Origin of the sequence: Streptomyces sp. NPDC051109 (assembly GCF_044455885.1) — a bacterium.
Lineage (GTDB): Bacteria > Actinomycetota > Actinomycetes > Streptomycetales > Streptomycetaceae > Streptomyces.
The window spans coordinates 1-24,972 of sequence record NZ_JBITFF010000035.1; the positions used below are offsets into that span (position 1 = coordinate 1).

Below are 24,972 nucleotides of genomic sequence, written 5' to 3' on the forward strand. Positions count from 1 at the left end.
AACACCCCAGACCCTTCGTCTGGACAAAGACGGCCGACGAGATCCTCGACAAGGTCGCCGCCTACTGCCGACGAATCTCTGACTCAGATCACTAGTGACCTGAGTCAGAAACGGTGGCAGTACGCGCCACTGCGCGATCAGCCAGGCGATCGGGATCGTGCCGTCGGCGGCAGGCTTCGGACGCCGACCTGCCTGGCGGACGCGCAGGAGAACGAAGTGCGAGCTCATCGCCGCTTTCGAACCTTGCACCAGGTCAGGCCCCCCTTCTGCCGTCCGGCAGCCAGCACATGCTCGCGTAATGACACGGGCCGGGTGCGGTAACAGGGCAGCCGGGGGGCCGAGTCCGCCGTAGGCGGGCTGGAGCGGGTCGACGGCCTGCGGACGCAGGCCCGGCGCCGGTCTTCGCGACCGTGGCGGAAGTCCGCGTTCGCGCCGTAGCCGGTGTCCGCGACCAGCACCGCGGGCCGCAGCCCGACCCCGGCCAGTTCGAGTATCTACAAGCGGCGCGAACACCTCCGAGGCGAACTCCTCCAACCGGCCCCGCACCGCGGCACGTTCGCCAGCCCTCATACAACCAGCGAACTACCGCACACCCGACGTGACAAGACCAGCTAGCAAAGCACTACGGGGCGAAGGAGAACCAGTTGACGTTGACGAAATCGGCGGCCTGGCCGCTGTCGAAGGTCAGATAGACGTCATGGGTTCCGGTGGTGCGGCCGATGTCGGCGGGGATGGTGCGCCATGCCTGCCAGCCGCCGGTGTTGGCGACGGCGAAGCCGCCGACCGGGGTGGCCGTGGGGCTGTCGAGGCGGACCTGCACCAGGCCGCTCACTCCCCCGGCGGCCCCCGAAGCGACGCGGGCGTCGAAGCGGGTGGCGCCGGTGGCGCCGAAGGCGACGGCCGAGAACTTGAGCCAGTCGCCGTTGGACAGATGGCCGACGTCGGATCCGCCGCCGCCGTCGGAGCAGGCCTCGACCTGTGCTCCGGACTGGGCGTTGAATGTCTCGGCCTGGATGGTGGTGAAGGCGCTGACCCCGCCGCCCGGGGCAGTGGCGGTCGGCGTCGGAGTCGGTGTGCCGCCGCCGGCCACACCACCGACCGTGATCGTCCAGCGGCCGGGGCTGCCGGACTGCACCTTGCCCTCGAAGTCGACTCCGGCCGGGTGCACGTCGTCGTACGGGAAGGCGTACCCGAGATGGTCGGGGGTGGCGTTGTGCAGGATGCGGGCGTAGTGGTTGGTGCGCGGCCGGGTGTAGAAGGCGGCGGGGTTCTCGGCGGTCGGCTGGTGGGGGTTGTCCAGCAGGGTGGTGCGGTTGAAGGCGGCGGCGAGCCGTGCGCTGAGATTGCCCATCAGGTCGTTGCCCGTGGTGAAGGGCGCGTCGCTGCAGGAAAAGATCGAAAGGGTGGACGGCTTGGCGAAGGTGCCGACTCCGGGGAAGGCGAGGACGTCGCCGTTCACCCGGCCGGTGACGGTTCCCCAGGTGAACTGCGTGTCGATGCGCAGGTCGGTGGAGCGGTACTTGTTCCATACCTCGTCGACGTAGCCGTCGAAGTAGCCGCGGAACAAGGCGCTGTTGCCGCGGATCGCCAGATTGGGGCTGAGTACGCGCAAGTCGCGGCCGCCCGCGGTGACGATCAGCCGGCTCCAGTCGCTGCCGTCGGCGGCGGACTGGGCCCGCAGCGCGGCGGCGACCCGGGACAGTCCGTCGGCGGGTAGCCCGCGCACGGTCTGGGTGCCCTGCCCGGTCTCCAGTTGGAAGGCGATCGGCAGCGAGACCATGTCGACGAACGTGATGTTGGCGTACAACTGGTCGCTGTTGAAGGTGAATTCGCAGAAGTCGTGAGGGACGTTCGCGTTGGGGTCGGTCGGATTGCTCACCGACGGCAGGGCCAGGCCGCCGCCGCGGTTCACCAGGAAGGTGAGCTTCATGCCGACGGAGAAGTAGATACGGCCGCTGTCCAGGCGCGGCAGCGTCACCCTCCGCGCCCCGGCGCCGGGCGCGTTGAGCGGGATGGCACAGTCGACCCCGAGCGGGGTCTGATCGTTGGCCGGGGCCGGCGGGTGGTACAGGCCGGAGCCGTTGGCCTGGATGAAGGCCCAGGTGCCGCCGGCCGCGGGGTCACGGCCGAGCACATAGGCGTACACCGTGCTGTTGCCGGTGGTGTTCACCAGGTCCAGGGGGAGCGTGGGGGTGGTGGACGCGTCGGCGCTCACCTCAAGCCAGGCAGCCGCGGCGGGCACGGCCAGGGCCAGGCCCGCTGTCACGGCGAGGAGTTTTCTACGGGGCATCGTTCGCTGGTGGCGAGCCGTCACGGGGGGGGTCCGTTCTTCATGAGGTCGGGCGGGGAGCGGTCGGACGCAGGGACGGGGGGAAGGGTGGGCGGCGGGGCTGGCGGGTCAGCCGACCGTCCACTTCTGGTTGGTGGCACCGGTGCAGGACCAGGTCTGCAACCGGGTGCCGTCGGCAGACGAGTTGCCCTTGGCATCCAGGCACTTGCCCGCACCGGCGTTGATGAGGTCACGGGCGGCGGTGTACGTCCACTTCTGGGCGTTGGTGCCGTTGCAGGTGTAGAGCTGGACGGCGGCGCCGTCGGCGGTGGAGCCGCCCGCGACGTCCAGGCACTTGCCGAGGGCGCGGACGGTGCCGTCGCCCCCGATGGTCCACTGCTGGGCCGCGCTGCCGGTGCAGTCGTGCAGCTGGACGGGGGTGCGGTCGGCGTCGGAGCCGCCGGCGACGTCGACGCACATGCCGCCGATGCCGCGGACCGGGCGTGCGGCGGGGGCGCCGGAGGAGGAGGCGCGGACATAGTCGACGGTCATCGTCTGCGGGAAGGACGTGGAGGCGTCCGGGCTGCCGGGCCAGTCCCCACCGACCGCCAGGTTGAGGATGACGAAGAACGGGTGGTCGAAGACCCACTTGTTGCCGCCGGTGTCGGCCGGCGTGAGGGTCTTGTACGTGGTGCCGTCCACCGACCAGACCAGGGAGTTCGGGCTCCAGTCGACGGCGAACACGTGGAAGTCGTCGGCGAAGGCGCGGCCGCCCGGCAGGTTGTACGCGGCGCCGAGGCCGCCCGCTCCGGAGTACCCGGGGCCGTGCACCGTACCGTGCACGGTGTTGGGTTCGCGGCCGACGTTCTCCATGATGTCGATCTCGCCGCTGTTGGGCCAGCCCACGCTGCCGAGGTCGTTGCCGAGCATCCAGAAGGCGGGCCAGACGCCCTGGCCGCGCGGGATTTTGATGCGGGCCTCGAAGCGGCCGTACGCCTGGGTGAAGGTTTTGGCGGTGTTCAGCCGGGCCGAAGTGTACTGGCACTGCCCGTACCAGCAGGCGAGGCGGGCGTCGGTGTTCTTCCGCGCGGTGATGACGAGGTTGCCCCGGCCGTCGAGCGCGGCGTTCGAGGTGCTGCTGGTGTAGTACTGCAGCTCGTGGTTGCCGAAGCCCGAACCGCCGGTCTCCAGCGTCCACTTGGTGGCGTCAGGAGCGCGACCGGCCGCGCCGTCGAACTCGTCGGACCAGGTCTGCGATGCGACGGCGGCACCGGCGTGCGGGGCGACCGAACGGGTTAAGGACATGAGCACGGCCGCGACCAGGGCGGTGGTCACGAGGAGCACCACTCCGCCGAGAGAGCGGCGACGTGCGCGATGAGCAGCAGCCATGGGCACGGTTCCTTGTCTGGGTGGGGGGAGGAGGGGGCCAGGCCGGGCGAGCCGTGAAGGGTGACAGAAGGGGTACGAGAGCGCTCTCAATCGCGACGCAATCTCACCCGAGGCAGTGAGTATTACGGAGGGGTAACCGTCATGGCAACGTCAGACGTCACTCCTCGCACGCCTCTGAGCTGCGGTTTTCTCTTGTGGCCTTCGACTTAACGCTCTCTTAAGGCTGGCTTGATGCAGGGAGATGTGAATCGGAGCCTCACGTGATCGTCGGCCGGACCGCCGCTGCGGGTAATCCGCGCGCGGGCGTACGGACCGCCTGCTCCCGGCCACGAACCCAGCCCCAGCCGACGGTTCCTCGTTCATGGGCAGGTGTCCGGCTCGCGCAGCCCGTCGATCGGTGTACCGGGGTTGGTCCGGCGCCAGACACCTCGACGAGCAGCGCCGCCGGCTCCGTACGGGAAGCCGGGCGACAGGTCCTTCCGGGTGCTCGTGCCCGGAAGGACCTGGTGCCGCGCCGGCCTCAGGCGTGTGCAGGGTCAGGCGGTGTCCAGCGTCAGGCGGTGTGCAGAGTCAGGCCGTAGCGGCCGAGGATCTCGTTGATCGGCTGGAACCACGTCTGGCCGCCGGACGAGCAGTTGCCCCAGCCGCCGGAGGTGACGCCCTGGGCTTGGTCCCCGCTGAGGAACGAGCCGCCGGAGTCGCCTCCTTCGGCGCAGACGCTGGTCTTCGTCATCTGGTAGACGGCACCCTGGCTGTAGTTGACGGTCTCGTTCTTGGCGAGGACGGTGCCGCAGTGCCAGTGCGTCGTGGACCCCGACCGGCAGATCGAGGCGCCCACGGGTGCCTCGGCGGAGCCGCGTACCAGCTGGTCCGGGATGGTGCCCCAGCCGAGCACCACCGGTACGGTCCACCAGCCGCTGTGGATGCCGATGTACGCGTAGTCGTTGCCGGGGAACGAGGATCCCTGGAAGGTGCCCATCGCGGACCCGTCCCAGCCCCGCACGGCGGCCCCCGCCTGCCCACAGTGCCCAGCCGTCACGAAGCCGCCGTACACGGAGAAGCCGATCGAACAGCGGACGTTGCCGGTGTAGTACGGGTCGCCGCCGACGGTGCCCGCGGCGTACGTGCGGGGCGCCTGCGCCGTCTCGGCGACGGTGACGGGACCGCCGGCCCGGGCCCGGTCGACGAACGCCCGTACGGCGGGGGCGTCCCGCTCGGTACGTACGACCGTGACGACGACGCTGTTGGTCCGCGGGTCGACGTGCCAGCCGGCCACCCCGGTGGGGGCGCGCAGCGCATCCAGGCGCGCTTTAGCGCGGTCCAGCGCGGCGGCGCTGTGCCGGACGAGGCGGGTGTCGGCACCCAGGGCCCGCACTTCGGACTCCTCCGCGCGGTCGGTCACCGCGACGACGAGCCGGCCCGTGGACGGCTCGTACCACGAACCGCCGTACGCATCACCCGCGGCCTGCCGTGCGGTCTTCTCGACGGCCGCGGCGGCCTTTTCCGCGCTCAGCCGCTCCGCGGCCTGGGTAGCGGTGAGCCCGAGGTCCCGGCGCATCGCGTCGAGCAGTCCGGCCGAGGCGGACGGCGCTGTGGCGGACGATGCCGCGGCGGGCTCCGGAAGCGGGACGGCGCTCGCCACACCGGCGCGGGCGGCGCCCAGGCCGACGGTCAGGAGCAGGGCGGCGACGGTGGCGCGTAAGGGGCGGGCGTGTTTCACGAGACCTCCTGGCGTGGGGGATCGAACGCTTGAGAGCGCTCTCACAGAGTGTCGGGCGCTACGCTAGCCTCCCCTGTTTGTCAGGTCCATACCAAATACGGATTCGCTGCGGCGGGACCCGCGCGACCACTCGGTGAACCGAGGACTCCCCCGGCGCCGAGGGGCGACTTCGTCACCGGCCTGACCGACTCGACGTCGCGGTCGTGGACTGGTGGAATGCACGGCCGACCTCGACGCCCAGGTCCGCGCACTCGCTTCACAGGGACAGGGCGTGTCCGCAAAGTCGGTTGGTCGTTGCTCCGCTCTTGGGGCGTCGTCATGAACTGACTGATCAGGCTTGGGAAGTCATCGGGCCTTTACTGGCTCCGCCCCGGATGGGGCGTCCGGTGCGGGACCGGCGGCAGGTCCTCAACGGGATTGTGTGGAAGCTGTCCACGGGGGCGGCCTGGAGGGACCTGCCCGAGCGGTATGGGCCGTGGACTGGCGAGGCGACCGGCCGGTCCCGCAGCGGACTGACCACCGAAATCCACCTCGCCCGCGATGCCGCGGCCTGCCCCTCACGTTCACGATCACGGGCGGGAACGTCAACGACTGCACGCAGTTCGAGCTGGTATGGCCCGCATCCGCGTCAAGCAGGGCGGGCCGGGCCGGGCCGGCCCGGCCACGGACCCGTCCGGCCCGGGTGGCCGGCGACAAGGGCTACTCGTCCCGAAACGCCCGCGCCTCCCCCACCGCCCCGCCTACCGGCGACGCAACGTCGTCGAACGCTGCTTCAGCAAACTCAAGCAGAACAAGGCCCTCGCCACCCGCTACCACAAACGAGCCCGCAGCCCGCCACCACCAAGCCCTGGTCACCCTCGCCTGCCGCGGCTATGGCTCCCCACATGGCATTGCGGACACCCCTAGCACTCAGCCGCGCGCCGTGAGATCGTCCGCAGGTGACCGACGCTGCCGATGGGGCTATGACCTTGAGACGGCCGGACGACCGCGCGGCGTCCGCCCTGCGCTTCGCGACGGAACTCGTCGCGTGGGTGGCCACCCCCTGGGCCCTGGCCAGCCACTCGTGGCTGCTTGCCGCCCTGTCCGTGGTGGCCCTGATCGGCCTTCCGACGTTGTTCTCCACCCCGGGGGACAAGGCCAACGTGATCGTCGCGGTGCCCGGATGGGCCACGATCCTGCTGGTGCTGCTCCAGCTCGCCGCGGCCGTGGTCTCCTCTTGGCTGGCCTGGCCCGCTTGGGCGGCCACCCCCGTGACCCTGCTGGCCGCCGCAACCCTCGTCACGGAGCGCCGCCGCTGGCGGTGGCTGGTCTCCGCGAACCGACTCGCCACCTGAAGCGCTCACCCGCCGACCGGAGCGCTCAGTCACAGTGGGCTCAGCCTCGCTCTGCTGTCCGGGTACCTACAGGTCGAACGCGATGTGTTCCACGTTGGTGAACTCCGCTAGGAGGCCGTCGGCTCGGCGCCTGCGTTCCTTGAAGTAGACCTCCTGGAGGCCCTCGGCGGCGATGTCACGCAGCTGCTGCGTTCGCCCCGGCTCCCCGTCGTCGGTGTGGGTGCTGTTGCCGTCCTTGATGTACCGGGCGAGGTTGAGGTCGTCGCCCTGCTCCTCGCGTACGCCCTCGCCCCACAGCACGGTCTGCGTCCCCTCCCACTCAACGAACCCAGGATTCACGCCGAGCTTCCAGCCGCCGGGCAGCGTCTTGCCGTCACGGTAGGGCAGGAAGTCCAGCGGGGACGGGCTGTCGGCGGCGTAGACGGCGCAGTCGGAGAGGATCGCGACCGGGTACTGGCCGGTGACGGCGGCGTGCTTGACGAGCTTGCGGCGCAGGTTGATCCGGGCCCGGGAAATCACGGCGGAACGGATGTCCGGGCGCCAGGTGGGACGGGACAGGGCCCGCCACGGCTCGCCGGGGCGCCAGCCGTCGCCCCGCGGGGCCGCTCGCACAGCTTGCCGATGCCGTCCTTGACGGTGGCCTTGACCGCGGACACCACGATCGCCATCTGCGGTTCGCGCTGGCGGTAGCCGCCCATCGCCTCGACGAACTCCGGCGGAGATAGGTCGGCGGCGACACCCAGGCCGGCCGTCGTCGCCAGGTAGGCGTCGCGCAGCCGGCCGTATCTGTTGTCCAGGTAGCGGCCGTTCTCGTTCCGCACCCACGCCGCGATCGGCGCCATGTCGTAGCCGAGCTCCTGGGCGTAGGCCACGGTCGGCCCCGGGCTCAGGTGCCGGTCGGCTGGGGCAGCAGCAGCTCGGCCAGCGTCCCACCGCCGGGCGCCAAGGAGAGCTGGGCGGTGCCGCCGTGGAGTTCGGCCACCCAGCGGACGATGGCAAGGCCGGTGCCGGTGCCGGTGCTCGCCGGCCCGGTGGCGCGGCGCTCGAAGACCCGGGTGCGGTCCTTGGCCGGGACGCCGGGGCCGTGGTCCCGTATAGCGACGCGGCCCGGGGTGACACTCACGTCGACCGGGGTTCCGCCGCCGTGTCGAAGGGCGTTCTCCACGAGGTTGCGGACGGCCTGGGCGAGCAGTTCGGGGTCGCCGTCGACGATGGCGGCCTCGGTGATGAGCGTGACACCGGTGTAGTCGGGCATTTCCTCGACGGTCTGTTCGACAAGCTGGTCGAGCCGTAGCGGGGTCAGCTCGATGTCATGGGTGCCGGCTTCGACGCGGGCGCGGGCCAGCAAGCCGGTGACCAGGCGGCCCAGGCGGTCGATCAGTTTCACGGCCTCGTCCAGGGCCTCCGGAGCCCGGGCCGGCGAGGTACTGCCGCCTTCGACCACCAGCCGCAGGGTGGCCAGCGGGGTGCGCAGTTCGTGGGCTGCCTCGGCGAGGAACTGTTCCTGCTGTTCGAGTCCGCGCAGGGCAGGTCGCATGGCCCGCCCGGACAGGAGGTGGCCGACCGCGGCGGCGGCCAGCACCAGGGCCGCGCAGCCCGCTGCCAGCCAGTGCAGCAGGTGGGTGTGGGCGGCCAGGCTGCCGGCGGGGTCGGCTCCGACCAGGACAGCGGCGCCGATCCTGTCGTCGTCCCAGACGGGGGCCGCGGCCCACCGGTATTCCCGGCCGTCGACGTCGGCGCTGACCAGGACGGTCTCCTGGTCGTGCTGGACCTGCTGCCAGATCTCGTCCAGCGCAGCCTGGTCCGGCAGCGCGGCCCGGGAATCGCGCGCGTAGCGGATCTGCGGCCGGGCGTGTTCGGGCGCCTGGAGGACGCCGAGCATCTCGGCGCTGCGGGCCAGGTCGTCGTCCGACAGGGCGTCGAGGTGCAGGACGCCGCGGTCGAAGTACGTCGTGCGGGCGAGCCCGTCCGCCCGGTGGCTGACGCCGTTGTCGAGCTCTTCCGTCCGGGACCGGCCGTCGGTGCGCGCAGCAAGGACGGCGAGCACCAGCAGGCAGGCGGCGGTGGTCGCGGCGAACAGCACGGTCATCGCCCAGCGGGCGCGGTGCACGCGCGTGACGGCGGGGGTGCGCGGCGTCACAGGCCCGTAGCCGAATCATCGATGCGGTAGCCGACACCGCGCACCGTCCGTATGAGCTCGGGCGGGCCCAGTTTGCGGCGCAGTTGGCCTATGAGGACGTCGACGACGTTGGAGAGCGGTTCGGTCTGCTCGTCCCAGCAGCGTTCGATGAGGTCGGTGCGGGTGACGACCTCGCCGGCCCGCAGCATCAGGACCTCCAGGACCGAGAACTCCTTCGGGGTGAGGGTCAGGAGCACGCCCGCTCGCCGTACCCGGAGGCGCGGCAGGTCGAGTTCCAGGTCGCCGACGCGCAGCTCGGGCAGCCGTGCGGGCTGGCCGCGGCGGCACAGGGTGCGGACGCGGGCGCTGAGTTCGGCGAAGGCGAAGGGCTTGACGAGGTAGTCGTCGGCGCCGTGCTCGAAGCCGGCGACGCGGTCGGTGACCGCATCGAGGGCGGTGAGCAAGAGGACGGGCAGGGTGGAGCCCCGCCTGCGCTGGGCGGCGAGGAGGGTGAGCGCGTCGCCGTCGGGCAGGGTGCGGTCCGCGATGAGGCAGTCGTAGGTGTTGACCGCGAGCTTGAAGTCGGCATCGGCGAGATCGCCGGCGAAGTCGACGGCGAAGCCGGCTTCGCGCAGGCCTCTGATGATCACGGGGCCGAGTTCGGGGTCGTCCTCGAGGACAAGTACGCGCATGACGGGCGAGCCTACTGGGCCGAGAAGGGCATGAACGACGCTGTAGCGGTGCTTAACCGTCATGTCCGGCCGGTGTCCGAGGGCGCGATGCCGTTGAACCGCCGCCGGACGGAGTTCCGCGTGCCGGGGGCGGGGTGCCTGTGTCGTCGAGGGCCGGGGAAACTGGGACTCTGCGGCCGGGCCGGGCTTCCTCATGTTGGCCTCATGAGCCGGCTGAGAGTGTGCGGGCATGGCAAAGATTCGTACTCGTGTAATCGGCGTTACCGCCGCCGGCCTGGCCGCTACGGTCGCCGCGGTGTTCTGCGTCCAGTCCGCCCAGGGAACGGGCGCCCTGGCGGGAACGCCGCGTGCCGAAGTCCGCGTGGACCAGGTCGGCTACACGCCCGGTGAGACCAAGCAGGCCTATCTCATGACCTCCGTCCCGGCGTCCACGGCGTCCTTCCGGGTGCGTGACGTGGACGGGAACGAGGTGCTGAGCGGCAGGGTCGGGGCCTCCACGGGCCGGTGGAACAACACCTACCGGGCGGTTCACACGTTGGACCTGTCCGGCCTGACCGAGCCCGGTGACTACCGGGTGGAGGTGTCCGGGCCCGTCAACGCGGTCTCCCCGCAGTTCCACGTCGCACCCGCCGGCGACCTGTTCGGCAAGCTCGTCCAGGACAACGTCGGCTTCTTCCAGGCCCAGCGCGACGGAGCCGACATCGTGCCCACCAGGCTGCGGCGCCAGCCCTCCCACCTCGCGGACCGCCAGGCCACCGTCTACGACACCCCCGCCTACGACGACGGCGGGAACGTGCTGACCGCGCCCCTCAAGCCGGTCGGCGGCCCCGTCGACGCCTCCGGCGGCTGGCACGACGCCGGCGACTTCCTCAAGTTCACTCATACCGCCTCTTACTCCACCGCCAGTCTCCTGCTCGCGCAGCGGACCACGCCCGTCGGCGGGAACGAGCTGGCCGCCGAGGCCCGCCACGGGCTCGACTGGCTCGACAAGATGTGGGACGACAAGTCCCGCACCCTCTACGTCCAGGTCGGCCTGGGCAAGGGCGACACGGACGACGGCTCCGGCAAGATCCGCTCCGACCACGACGACTGGCGCCTGCCCGAGGCCGACGACGCCCTGCAGGTCACGCCCGGCGACCCGAACTACATGATCAAGCACCGCCCGGTCTTCCGCGCGGCACCCCCCGGCAAGCCCATCAGCCCCAACCTCGCCGGACGCGTGGCCGCGACCTTCGCCCTGGCCGCACAGCTGGACGCCGCCGACAACCCCGCCCGGGCACGCGCAGAGCTGGAGAAGGCCGCGCACATCTACGCACTCGCCGACACCACTCCCGGCGACCAGCTCGTCACCGCCTTCCCGCACGGCTTCTACCCCGAGGCGTCCTGGCAGGACGACATGGAATTCGGTGCCACCGAGATGGCCCTCGCCGCCACGGCCCTCAACGACGGCCGGGCGGCCGACTGGGCCAAGCAGGCCGGCCACTGGGCCAAGCAGTACCTCGCCTCCGACACCCTCGGCACCCTCGGACTCGGCGACGTCAGCGCACTCGCGCACGCCGACCTCGCCAAACTCGTCGACTCCGGCGCCCAGAGCACCGAGGCCACCCGCGGCGGCCTCGTCGCCGACCTCAAGCGCCAGCTCGACGACGGCAGCTCCCGCGCGGCCAAGGACCCCTTCCGGGCCGGCGCCGTCTACACCGACTTCGACTCCGTGCCTCACGCCTTCGGCCTGGCCGCCACCGCCCAGCTGTACCGGCGTGTGACCGGCGACTCCCACTACGACGCGTTCGCCACCCAGCAGCGCAACTGGACGCTGGGCGCCAACGCCTGGGGCTCCTCCTTCGTCATCGGAGCCGGCAGCACCTTCCCGCGCTGCCCCGAACACCAGCCCGCCAACCTCGCTGGTGACCTCAACGGCGAAGGCGACATCCTCCGCGGCGGCGTCGTCAACGGCCCCAACGCGGCAGACAAGCTCAAGGACCTCAACTCCTTCCCCGGCATGCGCAAGTGCCCGACCAACGACGGCAACCCCTTCGCCGTGTTCGACGGCCGCGGCGGCGGCTTTATGGACCACGTAGGCGCCTGGCAGACAGTCGAATCCGCAGACGACTTCACCGCCACCGCACTGCTCTCTTTCACCCTCTCCGCCGCATCCGGCCCCGAGACCGCCCGCAGCTGAAGACCGAGCCACAAGCAACACGCCACCGTGCACCGGACGAGCTGAAGTAAGACCGCGGCAAGATCCGGCTTTGCGCGCAATCGCATCAGTGAATGTCACCGGAGCGAAGCCGGCGACGGACCGGCCCGGCCCTTCCGCTGCCCCGCCGACCCCACTGAGGCATCGGCGGGGCAGCACCGCTTGTGGACGGCACGGCCCTGGTTGAGGTTCTCTGCCTTCCCGTTTGCGTGACGGTCCTTGAGCGGAGAGAGGCCACCTTGCCGCCCGCACCGAGGTCGCCCTCCAACTCGTTGACGGAGAAACCGGCTTGGCCACTGCTGACCTCGGCCCCAACGTCGCCCCGGGGGGGTGGTGCGGCCGCGCCGGCAGCGGCGAGTGCGTCGTGGGTCAGCGGTCGCCGCCCTCCCCCGTCGCACCACGACGGACGGTCGAAGGTGCGCAGCGGGGCACCGGCCGCGCTCAACGCGCCCGCCGCTCCGCCTCCGCCTCTCCTCCTCTTGCGCCCGCCCCGACTCCGCGCCACACCGCTTGCCCCTTGACGGCCAGGACGAACTCCATGTCGGCGATACGCGGGCCGACCCGCTGTACCCACGCCTCATCCCCCGCCGCCTCCGCATCCGCCCGGCCGTCCACTGCCCGCGCATGGAGCTGGAGCAGCGCCTCGTACCCCATCGCCGTAAACCGCTCACGCCGCCGCAACATCTCCTGCACGACCCGCAGGTCACCCAACTGCGGCGCCGCCAGCTCCCTCCGCCGCCCGGACTCCAACGCCGCATGGTCCACGTCCGGCCGCACACGCTTCTTCTTGTCCATCAGTCCTTCGCCTCCCCGGCCCGTTCCCGCGCGGCGAGCACGTTGCGGAACCGGATGTCCGGTCCCGAGCACTTCGGCTAGTAGGGGGGCGCGGTCGTATCGGTTAAGCGTCCGCGGCATCCTCACCGCCGCCCGGGGACCCCTTGGGTATGGCTGCGGACGCGCCAGTCGTCCCTGCCGGTGTCGTGGGCCAGCAGGTACCACAGATCGCCGGAGGCAGGGAGGTGCTGCGGTTCGACCCGGCGTGGAGCGGTGGTGCCCGCGCGAGTGGTGTAGTCGAACGTGAGGACCTCGTGGTCGCGGCAGGCGACGGCGAGGGTGGCCAGGAGGGCGGTGTCGGCACGCGGTCCGCTGGTCTCCCAGGCGGTTCCGACGACCGTTTACGGGAGGGCGGTGGCCTGGGAGGGCAGCGGGTGGGGCCGGAACTGTTCGCTCGCCGTTCGAGCTGCGTCCTTCCGCCGCAGGCTGACCGGGACGGAGCGCCGGAGGGTCCAAGAAATGGTTTGCCGACCCGGTGGCTGTGTGTCACCGTTCGGCCGAGACCGACAGTTGATCATCGGCGGCCGGTCGATGTCGACATGTCGGCGGCCTCTTGGGGATCCACCGGAGAGGTGACGAAACGATGGGAAGCGGTGCCGTGGGGAACAGTTACGAGGACGAGTGTCGCCGGTCGTTGGCCGAGGAGCAGGCGAAGAGCCTTGCCGAGACCAACAACTGGGCACATGTGGACAGGGAGCGGGTCCACCAGGACTGGGACGTCTTGTACCGGGAGATCACGGCTTTCCTGAATGGTGGCTCCCTGCCCGCAGACCAGCAGATCCAGGAGCTCGTCCGCAGGCACTTCGACATCGTCTGCCGGTTCTACACCCCCTCCAGGGACGCTTACGTCGGCATGTCGCTCTTCTACGCCGAGGACGAGGCCATGAGGGCGTTCCACGATTCCTACCACCCCGGGATGGTGGAGTTCATGGGCGCCGCGATCAGGGTGTTCGCCGAGCAGGGGAGCGGGTTCGCGCCCAGTGCAGGGGCCGAGGCCTCGGCATAGTCGGGCGACACGGGCCAGGACATGCATGAGCGGGTGCGCCCGGACCGGGGCCCGGGCGCACCCCCGAAGGGCAGGGCGGGGGTTCAGGCCCAAGGGCTGCGACAGCCTCTGCCTTGCTCTTTAACGCCGCGACGGGGTCGCGGGGTGGTCGACTTCTTGCTCCAGGACGCGGTGGGGCCCGTCTTGCGGGGCGTGTGGAAGTGCCGGCAGGTCACCGCTCGACGCCCCCGGCTCCCGGGCGGTCCAGCCGGCCCGGGAGCACGCAGGCACGGCTAGCCGCGCGGACGCCCGCCCCGGCCCCGGCGGAGCCGTACGACAACCCGCACGGCCTCGATCGCGACCTGCGCCGTGTCCGACCGGTCCGGCGCCTACACGGAGACCAAGGTCAGCACCGCCTATACCGCGAGCCCTCCGACCGCCCTACCCGCCAACCGGCGCCTCAAGAACAGTGCCCCACCAGCCGAAACAGGCCGGTAGAGGCGCTTCTCGGTGTCGGCCCGGTGGAGCCGAGGACCACACTCTCGACCCGACATATCCATCACAGTCGCCTGCGCAATTCTTCTTACGCACTACCGCAATTCGCACACACTGGCCCACCGTGGGGGCCAACACCGACCGGGTGGCGGGCACTTCGACCATCAGCTGAGCAGCCACCATCGGCCGGTCGCCACGGGACCCCCCGCCCCGCCGACCGCAATGCGCCGCAGCAGAACCGAAATCCAGCAAGCCGACGCCGAGCGCCGCCCCCATAGCGCGCTCCCCCGCACGTTCACCCGACCGCGGTGCCAGCGCATCGGCGCCGCACGGGTCCCATGCAAAATCCCGGGGCGCCGCGCGCACGGCGCATGGGGGTGGGGCAGCATGAACGGATGGACTCGATCTCTCCCCTGGTGGCATCGCTGGCACTCGAACCGCACCCCGAGGGCGGTTGGTTCCGGCGTACTTGGCAGACCGGCCCGCAAGCCGCCCGCGGCACCCGCGACGGGAGCCGACCGTGCGCTACCGGCATCTACTACCTCCTGCACCCCGGAGAAGTCTCCCGCTGGCACCGCGTACGGTCCGACGAGATGTGGCTGTGGCACCACGGCGCGGCCCTCACCCTCCGGCTTGGCGGCAACGCCACCGCACCCGAGGAGGCAGACACCGCGGTGCTGGGTCCCGATGTCAGGAACGGGCAGCAGCCCCAGTTCCTGGTACCGGCCGGTGTCTGGCAGACCGCCGCCCCGGCCGGACACGAACCCGTCCTGGTGACATGCATCGTCGCCCCCGGGTTCGACTACGACGACTTCGAGATGCTCTGACCCGAACGCAACACAACCGCGCAGCGACGGCATCGTTGTCGGCGCCTGCCCTACGAGCGGGAAGGAGAAACGCCATGGTCGAAAGCTTCGGTATCCCCCGGCCGGGCGCGGCTCACAGTGGCATCGCGCGACTGCACCGTCGACGTCCGGGCTGTGGTTGGGCCGGTATTGCACGCCCACTCCGATGTCCCGGCCGCCGCGGAGGTTGGCGAACACCTCTCCTGCTCGCGCAGCCACACGATTGCGTCTTTGCGTATCCCAGCTTGGCACCAGCGTAAGAGGCCCTAACAGAGCCTCGGGGTGCCTCAGCGAGACTCTCCTCCAGAGGGGCGTCGAGTCGGTCACCCCCTGGTCCGTCAGCCGCATCATGACGGTTCCCGTCATGATGCGGCTGAGGGAGCCCAGTTGTACGAGGCGGTCCGGGTCATGGCCGTGGGTGACCTGGTCGGTGATTCCCGGCCCACCCAGCAGGCAGATGGCCGTCAGCACGCCCCCCGTCAGACCGGTTCCGCCTCATGGACAGCCCCTTTCTCCCGGGTGGCCCCAGCCGCGGCGGGCGCCGAATAACCCGGTTGGAGCGGCAGAACCTCGAGCTGGCTGGCCCGCCTGACGTAGCCCGGGCTGATCTCGAAGTCGCCCGAGCGGCCACCGGGCTCTGATCAGAGCTCTCAGTCAGTGCGGCTGAGACGCGCTGCCGGCAACGCTTCTTGCGTACGACCGGCCCGAAGAAGAAGGCCACGAACGCCGACGGTCAGCGCCCAGAACAGAAGTGGAAGAGCGGCGACTCGTTCCATACCTCCCATGCCGAGGCCGAGGTAGTGGTCGGAGAGAAACAGCCCGAAGGCGGTGATCGCTACGGCTCCCAGCAGGATGGTGCCCCACCGCAGGGGGGTCGGTACGTGTTCTGCCATGCCGAACCCCGCCACGATGAGACCTATGTTGCCCGCTGCCATGATGAAGAGGGCACCCAAGACATGCTGGTTCTCGTTGACGTCCGCTGGAGCCAGCCCAGCCAAGACGAATCCCACACCGGCGCCGGCCAGCAGCAGACGGGCCACAGAGGCTACCCGTCCCCTGCGCAAAAGGGCACCACCGGTCAGGGCGACACCGACAACCAACAGCATCCCCAGAGCAACGAACGAAACATTCATCAGACCGTGGTCGGGGGAACAGATGTACCGCGGCGCAGGGTCTGGCTGCAGAGCACAGTGCGCGTTGCCCAAGTCGCTGATGTTGTTCCCCGCCCAGCTGTACGGTGTGGCCCAAGCCGACTCGGCGATCCGATGGATGATGAAGAACTGCACCACGCCCACGATCCATGCCGAGTACCCGATCCGGACTCTCACCTGTCCACCTTCCGCCACGCGAATATCGTGTGGTCAGCCGATCACGCGGCGCCGGACCCAGGCACTCCGACAAGCCCCCGGAACAGGGTGGGGAAGACCCTACTGCGACCGGAGGCAGAGGTTCCCAGAACGAGCGCCATCAAGTAGCGCCACAGGTGATGCACACGGTTGCGTCGCTCACACTGACGCTGAGCTGCACAAAGTGCTCCAATCGCCTCGAGCCACACGGTCGCCCCCTGAGAAGAGGGCAGACAGACTCGGCCTCCTCGATCTGTAGGAGCGCGGAAGCGCAGGGTCTCGTCCATGATCGGGTCGGAATCACCACCGGTTGGCATGACGGTGGTGGGCGTCAGGTCCTCCACGTGGGTCCTGGAGTCCCGGAGGGTCTCCGATCACCCCGGGGCTGTCTTCCGCGCGTACTGCTTGCCCGGCTCGGTCTGGCGCCGGTCGTGCCCCTCGGGGTCCTCTGGTGCCGGCGGGAGCTGCGGGCGCGCAACCCGGCGAGCGACCGCGATGCGCTCCGCACAGCCGTTGCCGTCCCGACCTCCTCGCCACCGTGCTTGGCCCACTGCGCCCTGTGGGCAGCCGGGGCCGTCTGCGTCCGCACGGTGCGGCAGCGGCGCTCCCGGGGCTCCTGCTCCTCGCGGGCCTCGTGGCGGGCCCCTGATTGGGCGCGAGGACGTATCGGAGGGCCAGGAGGCCGCCGTCCGTGCAGTGCCGGCCTTGACTCAGAGCATGCACCCCCGGTGGTGGACGAGGTGGAACTGGCGGGCCGTCTCCAGCTGCTCTCGGCCTGATCCGGGGGAACGGCGCGGCCAGGGCTGCAATCGGCTCGTAGAACCGCTGGGCGGAGCGCCGGTTCTCCTACGGCATCGCGTCGCGCATCAAGCGGTTCTGCCGGGCCTGCGAGCGGCAGACATCGATATCGGTGACCACGAGCTGACCGCTGCCTGGGCACAGGGGGTGCTTCTCGCCCTCGGCGACCTTGTCTGAGTTGCAGTGCTCGCGGATCTCGAGGACGCTGTCGCCCATGATCCGGCGCCAGGTACGGCAGCAGGGGCAGGCAATCGGCTTCTCGGCGTTCGGAGACATACCCCCAAGCCGTCGCGGCCGCCCACGCCGACTTCGCCGACCTCCAGGAGGCCGGCGGCCTCCCCGCCACCGACGGTCCGCATCCGGCGGCCGGACGAGCCGCTCACCCCGATTCAGGCGGCGAGGACCGCCCGGTGCTCTTCCGCCGCTACGCCGACATCCCCCGAGAAGTGGCGGCGCCGGTCGCGCGGGAATGACGGACAGCCGAAGAGTGCACCTGCCGTGAGGTGTGGTCAGCGGGTGAGCGGACGGGCCCGGGCGGGGGTTCCCCGGTCGGGCCAGGCGATGTCGTCGACGGCGAGGAACACATCCAATTTCTGTCGCAGGCTCCGTGATCTTCCACCCGTTCGGGTAAGGCTGCCGATCTTCAAGAAACCATCGTGCGACGCCACCACGTCAACATGCTGGGCCGATACTCCTGCCGCCTGCCGGGTCTGCCGGAAGAACTCGCGACCCCTGCGAGAGCCGGGCGGCCGCGCAATGGAGCCACACGCCGATCGAGTCGACACCGGCACGGTGACCTTCGTCGGCCCCCCTGCTTCGACACCCGCGCAGACACGGACGGCTGGAGCAGCCCGGCGGCCGCGGGAGCCGTTCGCGGGCTGTCGCCCCCGGTGGGGCCGGCGACGGGCAGCTCGATGCGCGGCCCAGGCCATCGGGCCACGTGTCACCGAGCTTCGGAGGGACTTGTGACGCGGGCTACCGGCCCCTGAGCAGGCCGCCGACCGCCGTGATGCCGGCAGTGATGGCGCGTTCACCGACATTGCCGAACCCCAGGACCAGCTGTACCGGCTGGGTCGCATGCGAGGAGCGGCACGTGCTCATCCCGTAGAGACGGACGGACCGGTCGTATGCTGCGGCGATGAGGGCCTGCTCGTCGGCCGGTCCGTCGAGGTGCGCGACCGCGTGGAAGCCTGCCGCGAGGCCGGTCACCCTGACCTTGGGGGCGTGTTCGGCGATCGCCGCCAGCAGGGTCGTGCGCCGTGCCGTGTAGGTCGTGCGCATGCGGCGCAGGTGCCGGTCGAAGCGGCCGGACTCGATCATTCTCGCGAGGGCGAGCTGATCGAGCGTGGGCGACCCGCGGTCGCTCAGCTGCTTGTGCTCGGTGATCAGCTCGGTGAGCGCGGGCGGGCAGAGCACCCACCCGATGCGCAGCGCGGGCGCGAGGGATTTGCTGACGGTGCCTATGGATATTACGCGGTCGGCGGCGAGTCCCTGCAGTGCACCCACCGGCTCCCGGTCGTATCGGAATTCGGCGTCGTAGTCGTCCTCGATGACGACGGCGTCCCGGCTCCTGGCCCACTCGATCAATGCGAGCCGCCGCTCGGGTGCCAGAGCGACACCGGTGGGCCACTGGTGAGCAGGGGTCAGGACGACGGCGCGGGCGTCGGTCGCGGCGAGTGCGTGCACGTCGATCCCGCGTTCGTCGACCGGCACCGGGATCGCCGACACGCCGGCCCAGGACGCGGCGGAGGAGACCGTGGCCGGTGAGCCCGGGTCCTCGTACGCCACCGTACGGATACCTGTCCTGGCCAAGGCGGACAGGGCCAGAGCCATGCCCTGCGCGTAGCCGGAGCAGATCACGATGCGTTCCGGATCCGCTGCGGCGGCGCGCACCCGCCGCAGATATCCGGCCATGACCTGGCGCAGCACCGCACTGCCGCGCGGGTCTCCGTAGTCGAGGGCCGCTCTCGGCATGGTGCGTGCCGCTTCGCGAGTGGCCCACAGCCAGTCGGTGAGCGGGAAGCTGCTGAGGTCCGGGACGCCCCACTTGAAGTCGGCCACCAGGTGTGGAGGTGCCGAGGGCGGGCGCGTGGGTGCTGAGGGTATGCCTGCGCCGGCGGCGACCCGGGTGGCTGAGCCGACGCGTGTCACGAGGTACCCCTCGGCTTGGAGCTGGGCGTAGCACTCCTGCACCAGCCCGCGCGACAGCCCGAGTATCCGGGCGAGTTCACGGGAGGACGGCAGCCGCTCGCCGACCTGCAGCCGACCGGTCCGGATCGCCTCCCGCAGCCGCAGTTCCAGCTGGGATCGCAGCGGCTCGCCGCTGTCCCGGTCGATGACCAGCAGCAGATCAGGTGACAGACCGGACCACTCCAGAGGCATGAAATTGGATCTTACTGGTGACCCACTCGGTCTCTAGCTTTGCCGTATGACAAGGATGATCAACTCTCAGACTCAGAGCGCCGGTTCGCGACCGCCCCTGGTGACGCGGCCCCTGCTGCTGCGTTTCGTCTCGATCATCGGTGCCTCGACGAGCTTCTACCTGCTGTTGTCGGTCGTCCCCCTCTATGCCCAGGCGTCCAGTGGAGGCCACGGCAACGCCGCAGGACTCGCCACGGGCACGCTGATGCTGGCCACTGTCGGAGGTGAGCTGGCCACTCCCTGGTTCGCTGCCCGCTTCGGCTACCGCCTGGCGCTGGTCGCCGGGCTCGTCCTCCTGGGTGCGCCCGCGCTCGCGCTGACCGCTTCCGGGAGCACGGCGTCGATCACGGCGGTCTGTGTCCTGCGCGGTCTGGGCTTCGCGCTCACGGTCGTCGCGGGTGGCGCCATGACGGCCTCGCTGATCCCGCCCGAGCGCCGCGGTGAGGGGCTGGCACTGGTCGGTATCGTGTCGGGGGTACCGTCGCTGGTGGCCCTGCCACTGGGTGTGTGGCTGGTCGCGCACGTGGGGTACGGACCGATCGGCATCGCCGGCGCCGTGGCTGCGCTGGCCGCGATCGCCTCGGTGCCGGGCCTGCCGGACCGCGAGCCGACCTCGGGACGCTCTATCGGGGTGCTGGCCGGGTTGCGAACAGCCGCTCTTCTGCGGCCCGCTGTCATCTTCTCGGCCACTACGCTCGCTGCCGGAATCATCGTCACCTTCCTCCCCCTTGCCGTACCGTCGGCTTCCCCCGGAGTCGTAGCCGGGGCCCTGTTCGTCCAGTCCGCTGCGTCAACCGTCGCCCGCTGGGGCGCGGGCCGATACGGCGACCGGCACGGACCGGCCTCACTCGTCCTGCCCGGCCTGGCCGTCTCGGCCGCAGGAACGCTGCTCACCTCCCTGACCCACAGCCCGGTCGCCGTTGTCGTCGGCGTGGCCCTGTTCGGGGTCGGCTTCGGACTCACCCAGAACGCCACGCTGACGCTGATGTACGCGCGTGTCCCCGCATCCGGATACGGCACCGTCAGCGCCCTGTGGAACTTCGCCTACGACGCGGGCATGGGCGTCGGCGCCGTCGGGTTCGGGGTGCTCGCCGGCCGGACGGGCTACGCACTGGCCTTCACCCTCACCGCCGCGCTCATGCTCACCGCCCTCGCCCCGGCCTGGCGCGATCGCCCCACGACCGGCTCCCGCGCATGACGACACGACCACACACGAACGGAGCCCAAGGCTCCACCACCAAAGGTGCCGAACTCAATCTCGTCTACGACCTGACCCCGTTCGGCAACCCGGCATCGACGCCACCACGACACCCCTGTCGGCGTACTCGTTGAACGGCTCTGCCGCAGATCCTGTGGGCCGGCTGTCTGGGGCCGCGGCGGCGGGTGCGGTGGTGGCGCGGGAGCGGGCCGCCGCCAGGGGGACCCTCACGCGGGCTCGGCCGGGGTGAGGGAGGCAGGGTCGCATCCACGAGCCGCCCGACCATGGTGGAGGTGAGCCGTCCCTTCCAGGAGGTGTCGGCCTGGAGACGGGCCAGGTGCGCGGCGAGGAGGCCGGTGCCGCCCTGGTCGCGGATCCGGTCACGCGATGGGCCCGCAGGGGCCACTGGCCGGGAGCCGGCCAGGATATTCACCTGAGTCTCGGTCAGGACGTCCTTGACGACGCCGACGATCGCGGCGTGCGCGGGCCGGCCCACGCCGAGCTGCTCCAGCGCCTTCGGGCGGTCGCCGCCGTCGAGGTCCCGGGGCACGCTCAACCCCACGGTCAGAGGGCCCCAGGAGCGCTTCGCGTCCACGCTGGCGGGTGGCGCCCACGGGCTGGCGGCCTCCGCACCCGCGCAGCAGCAGGCGGGAGGGAGTGCAGGGCCCTGAGCCGGGGCAGGAGCGGGCGCGGGACGCGTCCCGCGGTTCGCCGGAGCTGCCCATGCGCGAGGCCAGGACGTCCCGGGCCGGCGGCGCTGCAGCAGCAGGGTTTTGCCCCGATTTAGGGGGATGGACCCGTGGGTTCGCGCTCAACCCGCAGGGTCGACCTCGGCGGGCTGCGCCAGCAGGGCGCGTGCCAGCCACTCCAGCTCCGCAGTCGCGTCGGGCGCCGAATACTGTCCGCGCACGCGGGCGACGAGCCTGCGGTAGCGCTCCGCCCCTGCCTCGATCCCGGCCTCCAGGCTGCGCATCACGGCGGTCCGATCGGCGTCGCCGAACAGCTCGGACAGCACCTCGGCCGCCTCCGGCCCTTCCGGGGAAACCCCGCGTTTTATGACCTCCGCGACGGTTTGCACCACCTGCCTTGCCCACCAGATGGGCGCCCCGGGGGGACGACCCTGCCCCGGTACGGGCGTGTTGAGCTCCATCCATGTGCGCAACCGGGCGCGAAAGCCGGGGTCCCGCACCAGTTCGGCCAGTTCGATCCAGGCGTCGACCTGCTCGGGTGTGGGATCGTCGGGCAATTCGATGCTGAAGGCGTGTATGCGGTCGCGCAGGCGCGGCTCGAGGTCGAGACCGCCGAACACCTCCTTCTTGAACTCGTCGATGATCTGTTTGCGTTCGGCGGCGGAAAGCCGCGCCAACCGGTTCATCAGTGCTGTCTCCTCAGCGGTGGAACCACGTGTGGCCACGGTGGACAGGACGGCCCGGCTCACCTTGAGCGAGCGGATCTGCGCGTCGAGCGCGGCCACGTGCGCGTTGGCGACCTCGGCGACCGTGGTCCGACCGCTCAGCACCCGGCACACGTCGTCGAGCCCGAGGCCCAGCTCCCGCAGGGTGCGGACCAGCTCGACGCGGGCCACGGACTCTGCGTCGTACAGCCGGTAACCGCTCGCGGAGCGGGCCACGGGCGGCACCGCTCCCTCGTCCGACCAGAAGCGCAGGGTACGCACCGGAAGTCCGGTGCGATGCGCGAGCTGGCCAATGGTGAGCACGTCGGGGCGTTCGTCGTCCATGGGTGAGATCCTGGATCTTCCAGCCGCTGGAGACTCAAGCGCCTCAGTGCGACATTCCATAAGTTCTCCGGAGCTCTGCTGAGTTCCCTCACCACCGCCAGAGCAGACAACTGCGCCTCCTCACCTTCGATCAGGCCGCAGATTGATCAGATCGGATGAGAAAGCTTCAGGGATTCCGAAGTGACGTCAGTAACTGGCCGAGCACGCGAACGAGAGGGAACCCCACGCCAGGGATCAGGACACCAGCAAGAGCCACGGGAACTCACGGGATGTCGCACCGTCGCACGCGGTCATCGTGGGGCGTCCCTGAGGGATCATCGTTTTCTCTCTCGTAATGGTCGGGTCCGGACTGCCGTACGTCCGGTGGTGGCGCGGCAGAGCGGCTGTGAGGCCGGTCCGGGACTCCCGCGGGGTTCGATTGCCGCGCGGAGGTGGGGCGGACCGGCGGGGTGCGCACCGGGGCAGACCGTGACCCCGACACTCTCCAAGTCCAGCGCCGACCGGATCATCGACCCCAACGGGCCGCAGCTTGCCCTCAAGCAGCGGCAGCGCTTCCGCCATGACACCCTGCTCATCGTCGACGGCACCCCCCTCGTCCCCACCCGGGATCACACCGTTGCCGAGCGGTCAACTACCGCTGCTCGACGAACCACCAAGTCGTCATCGATGCCGACACCCGCTGGGTCGTCGCGGTCGGACGGCCGGTGCCAGGAAAACGCAACGACTGCAAAGCATGGGCCGAATCCCGGGCGAAGGCAGCCGTGGGAAGGCCACGACAATCGCCGACGACGGTTGCCCGGGCACCGGACTCGTCATCGCAAACCGCCGCCCCGCCGGCGGCGAGCTCTACGAGTGGAAGCAGGAGCACAACCGCTCACACAAGCAGGTCCGGCCCCGCGCCGCGCACGTCTTCGCCCGGATGAAGACCAGGAAGAACCTGCGGGACTGCCGCCTCAAGGGCGACGTACACCACGCCATTCTAGGAATCGCCCGCCTTCACAACCTTCTTCAGGTTGCGTAGTCAGACCGCCGACTGGCCGATTCAGCACACCCAACGGGCTGCAAGACCAACTGCGGGACAGCCCAGGCGCTCGTGTGGATGACGATGGATGTGAGGTCTTGGGACGCTCCCAGGGCAGAGTGACCAACAACGTCCATCTGAGGTCCCCCATCCGGCAGGCACGGCGCAGTACCGGGCCCCGGACGGCGTAAGCCCGCACGGGAACGACCGGTGCCCGAGCCAGCCGGCCCCGGCTCCACAGGCGCCACCCCGGCCTCCACCGACGCGTCCGCATCGCAGCCCAGGCGATCACGACCGGCGACGTAGGTCGCGCAGGGTCTCGTCGCGCCCAGCGCGCGGTCCCTGCCGCAAGAAGCGGCCGGTGGCTGTGTGAGCAGCTGGGGGGCCGGCAGTGTGCCCGGCTAGGCCATCCACGTGATGCGGGTGATGGTCAGCGCCTCGGGGTCGCCCGTGAAGAACTCCACGAGCACCGGGGCCCCGGGTACCGGCAGGTCGTAAAGGTCTCCCCACGAGTCTGCGGGGCTCGCGCCTTCGGGGAGCTGTCCGGCCTCGTGCGCCCCCGTGATCACCGGCAGGAACCGCACCACCGCCGCGAACACCTCCGGCGCCTTGTCGGCCATGGCCCCGAGTACGGCGGCGGCCTGATCGGTCAGACCGTGGCTCACCGGTGGTGCGCCAGGGCCGCCAGGACCTGGTCCAGGTCGCGGACGCCGGAGCGGCCGCCCGCGCGCAGGGCCGCAACCTCGCTGCGGTCCGCGTCGGTCCGGGTGGAGTCGGCCGTGGCTCGCATGTGCCAGCGCTCCATCACCGCGAGCTGGCCGTCGCCGGCCTGGGCCGCGAGCAGCTCCTCCAGGAACACCCCCTTGCGCCCCGGGGCAAGAGCGGCAGCGATGGCGTTCGCGGTGCGCGGGACACCGGGCTCGTGGCGGTCTTCCGTTATGGCGCTCACGTCGTGCTCCTTCCGTCGGCACCACCGTACCGGCCCGCCCCGTCGCTGTGACCGAGTACGGCGCATGGCGCCGAAGGGGGGCTGCGATGCGCTCAGTCCGCGTACTGCCGAACGTTCACGAGGTGCGCCGAATGAGCGTCATCTCTCGCTTGTGGCCGGCGTGCTGCTCGGTGGCGGCCTGCCCGCCCGCGGCCGCCCCGGGCAGGGGGACCCGTACGCTGCCGTGCAGCGGCAGACACATCCGGCACCCGTTGTCCGCGTCAGTGACGACCACCGCCGCGGCGACCGCATCTCCGGTGCCCGTACGACCCCCGCCGGTGGCCCGGGAGCCCGAGCCGCCGCAGCCGGCGGCCGCCACCAGCGCCATGCCGGCCGGCACGGCCGCACTCGTCTTCCACGCACCGATCCGCCTGCCTCCTCACGACGCCGTGGTTGATCGTGGCCACTTGGACGCCGCAGACCCGCCGCGGGCTCCCCCGCCCGCGCCGTCCCCGGTGACGACCACGCGGTCTTCGGCGTGACTGATTTACGCCGTCGGCCTCGTACCGACCCGGAGAATCTCAGGAGCAACAGGCGGTGAGGGAACGTGCGGTCGGTGGTGGTGGGATGCGCCGCCGCCGTA

19 protein-coding genes and 3 pseudogenes are annotated in these 24,972 nt (G+C 70.7%); 7 read left to right on the forward strand and 15 right to left on the reverse strand.

Annotated features, from left to right (window positions below; translation table 11 throughout):
* Window positions 1-622: 622 nt before the first annotated feature.
* The 3 genes from ACIBAD_RS35165 to ACIBAD_RS35175 form a co-directional block, all read right to left on the reverse strand.
* Window positions 623-2,266, reverse strand: coding sequence for a beta-1,3-glucanase family protein (locus ACIBAD_RS35165; protein WP_398910943.1), 1,644 nt, complete (start codon window positions 2,264-2,266; stop codon window positions 623-625).
* 132 nt (window positions 2,267-2,398) lie between these two features.
* Window positions 2,399-3,658: a family 16 glycosylhydrolase gene (locus ACIBAD_RS35170; protein WP_398910945.1), complete on the reverse strand. Its 1,260-nt coding sequence runs from the start codon at window positions 3,656-3,658 to the stop codon at window positions 2,399-2,401.
* 553 nt (window positions 3,659-4,211) lie between these two features.
* Window positions 4,212-5,378 (reverse strand): S1 family peptidase, encoded by a 1,167-nt coding sequence (locus tag ACIBAD_RS35175; RefSeq protein WP_398910947.1) that lies wholly within the window; start codon window positions 5,376-5,378, stop codon window positions 4,212-4,214.
* Between the two features lie 287 nt (window positions 5,379-5,665).
* On the opposite strand from ACIBAD_RS35175, the pseudogene ACIBAD_RS35180 reads away from it, so the two are divergent.
* Together ACIBAD_RS35180 and ACIBAD_RS35185 are read left to right on the forward strand one after the other, a co-directional pair.
* A pseudogene (locus ACIBAD_RS35180) lies at window positions 5,666-6,284 on the forward strand (transposase).
* 56 nt (window positions 6,285-6,340) lie between these two features.
* Window positions 6,341-6,712: a hypothetical protein gene (locus tag ACIBAD_RS35185; protein WP_398910949.1), complete on the forward strand. Its 372-nt coding sequence runs from the start codon at window positions 6,341-6,343 to the stop codon at window positions 6,710-6,712.
* Between the two features lie 201 nt (window positions 6,713-6,913).
* Here ACIBAD_RS35185 and ACIBAD_RS35190 read toward each other — a convergent pair.
* The 3 genes and pseudogenes from ACIBAD_RS35190 to ACIBAD_RS35200 form a co-directional block, all read right to left on the reverse strand.
* Window positions 6,914-7,590, reverse strand: a pseudogene (locus ACIBAD_RS35190) (transcriptional regulator); the annotation flags it as partial.
* Between the two features lie 8 nt (window positions 7,591-7,598).
* Window positions 7,599-8,852, reverse strand: coding sequence for a sensor histidine kinase (locus ACIBAD_RS35195; RefSeq protein ID WP_398910951.1), 1,254 nt, complete (start codon window positions 8,850-8,852; stop codon window positions 7,599-7,601).
* The gene (locus tag ACIBAD_RS35200; protein ID WP_398910953.1) at window positions 8,849-9,523 is read right to left on the reverse strand and encodes a winged helix-turn-helix domain-containing protein; all 675 of its coding nucleotides are present in this window, start codon (window positions 9,521-9,523) and stop codon (window positions 8,849-8,851) included. The genes ACIBAD_RS35195 and ACIBAD_RS35200 overlap by 4 nt, the downstream gene beginning before the upstream one ends.
* A 229-nt stretch (window positions 9,524-9,752) precedes the next feature.
* Between ACIBAD_RS35200 and ACIBAD_RS35205 the strand changes: the two genes are divergently transcribed.
* Entirely contained in the window at window positions 9,753-11,702 is a 1,950-nt protein-coding gene (locus ACIBAD_RS35205; RefSeq protein ID WP_398910954.1) for a glycoside hydrolase family 9 protein, read from the forward strand.
* A gap of 459 nt (window positions 11,703-12,161) precedes the next feature.
* Here the strand turns inward: ACIBAD_RS35205 and ACIBAD_RS35210 are convergent, their stop codons facing one another.
* Both ACIBAD_RS35210 and ACIBAD_RS35215 read right to left on the reverse strand, forming a co-directional pair.
* Complete coding sequence (locus ACIBAD_RS35210) at window positions 12,162-12,515, reverse strand: hypothetical protein (RefSeq protein WP_398910956.1); 354 nt, start codon at window positions 12,513-12,515, stop codon at window positions 12,162-12,164.
* 122 nt (window positions 12,516-12,637) lie between these two features.
* On the reverse strand, window positions 12,638-12,841 hold the full coding sequence (locus tag ACIBAD_RS35215) for a WYL domain-containing protein (protein ID WP_398911004.1): 204 nt from the start codon (window positions 12,839-12,841) through the stop codon (window positions 12,638-12,640).
* 311 nt (window positions 12,842-13,152) lie between these two features.
* On the opposite strand from ACIBAD_RS35215, the gene ACIBAD_RS35220 reads away from it, so the two are divergent.
* Both ACIBAD_RS35220 and ACIBAD_RS35225 read left to right on the forward strand, forming a co-directional pair.
* Window positions 13,153-13,560: a TipAS antibiotic-recognition domain-containing protein gene (locus tag ACIBAD_RS35220; RefSeq protein ID WP_208328915.1), complete on the forward strand. Its 408-nt coding sequence runs from the start codon at window positions 13,153-13,155 to the stop codon at window positions 13,558-13,560.
* Window positions 13,561-14,429: 869 nt separating this feature from the next.
* Window positions 14,430-14,861, forward strand: a complete 432-nt coding sequence (locus ACIBAD_RS35225; RefSeq protein WP_134068601.1) for a cupin domain-containing protein — start codon at window positions 14,430-14,432, stop codon at window positions 14,859-14,861.
* A 668-nt stretch (window positions 14,862-15,529) separates the two neighbouring features.
* Here the strand turns inward: ACIBAD_RS35225 and ACIBAD_RS35230 are convergent.
* The 3 genes from ACIBAD_RS35230 to ACIBAD_RS35240 form a co-directional block, all read right to left on the reverse strand.
* Window positions 15,530-16,168, reverse strand: coding sequence for a DUF998 domain-containing protein (locus ACIBAD_RS35230; protein ID WP_398910959.1), 639 nt, complete (start codon window positions 16,166-16,168; stop codon window positions 15,530-15,532).
* 903 nt (window positions 16,169-17,071) lie between these two features.
* A complete protein-coding gene (locus tag ACIBAD_RS35235; protein ID WP_398910961.1) occupies window positions 17,072-17,299 on the reverse strand; it encodes a hypothetical protein in 228 nt (75 codons plus the stop codon).
* 699 nt (window positions 17,300-17,998) lie between these two features.
* On the reverse strand, window positions 17,999-19,405 hold the full coding sequence (locus ACIBAD_RS35240; protein ID WP_398910963.1) for a PLP-dependent aminotransferase family protein: 1,407 nt from the start codon (window positions 19,403-19,405) through the stop codon (window positions 17,999-18,001).
* A 46-nt stretch (window positions 19,406-19,451) separates the two neighbouring features.
* Here ACIBAD_RS35240 and ACIBAD_RS35245 point away from each other — a divergent pair, with 46 nt between their 5' ends.
* The gene (locus ACIBAD_RS35245) at window positions 19,452-20,642 is read left to right on the forward strand and encodes an MFS transporter (RefSeq protein WP_398910966.1); all 1,191 of its coding nucleotides are present in this window, start codon (window positions 19,452-19,454) and stop codon (window positions 20,640-20,642) included.
* A gap of 811 nt (window positions 20,643-21,453) precedes the next feature.
* On the opposite strand, the gene ACIBAD_RS35250 is transcribed toward ACIBAD_RS35245, so the two are convergent.
* Window positions 21,454-22,380, reverse strand: a complete 927-nt coding sequence (locus tag ACIBAD_RS35250) for a MerR family transcriptional regulator (protein ID WP_398910967.1) — start codon at window positions 22,378-22,380, stop codon at window positions 21,454-21,456.
* Window positions 22,381-22,860: 480 nt separating this feature from the next.
* Here ACIBAD_RS35250 and ACIBAD_RS35255 point away from each other — a divergent pair.
* A pseudogene (locus tag ACIBAD_RS35255) lies at window positions 22,861-23,401 on the forward strand (transposase family protein); the annotation flags it as partial.
* A 401-nt stretch (window positions 23,402-23,802) separates the two neighbouring features.
* On the opposite strand, the gene ACIBAD_RS35260 reads toward ACIBAD_RS35255, so the two are convergent.
* The 3 genes from ACIBAD_RS35260 to ACIBAD_RS35270 all read right to left on the reverse strand — a co-directional run bounded on the left by ACIBAD_RS35260 (window position 23,803) and on the right by ACIBAD_RS35270 (window position 24,729).
* The gene (locus ACIBAD_RS35260; protein ID WP_398910969.1) at window positions 23,803-24,066 is read right to left on the reverse strand and encodes a hypothetical protein; all 264 of its coding nucleotides are present in this window, start codon (window positions 24,064-24,066) and stop codon (window positions 23,803-23,805) included.
* The gene (locus ACIBAD_RS35265) at window positions 24,063-24,350 is read right to left on the reverse strand and encodes a hypothetical protein (protein ID WP_134068607.1); all 288 of its coding nucleotides are present in this window, start codon (window positions 24,348-24,350) and stop codon (window positions 24,063-24,065) included. The genes ACIBAD_RS35260 and ACIBAD_RS35265 overlap by 4 nt, the downstream gene beginning before the upstream one ends.
* Before the next feature lie 115 nt (window positions 24,351-24,465).
* Window positions 24,466-24,729: a hypothetical protein gene (locus ACIBAD_RS35270; protein ID WP_398910971.1), complete on the reverse strand. Its 264-nt coding sequence runs from the start codon at window positions 24,727-24,729 to the stop codon at window positions 24,466-24,468.
* Window positions 24,730-24,972: the final 243 nt, after the last annotated feature.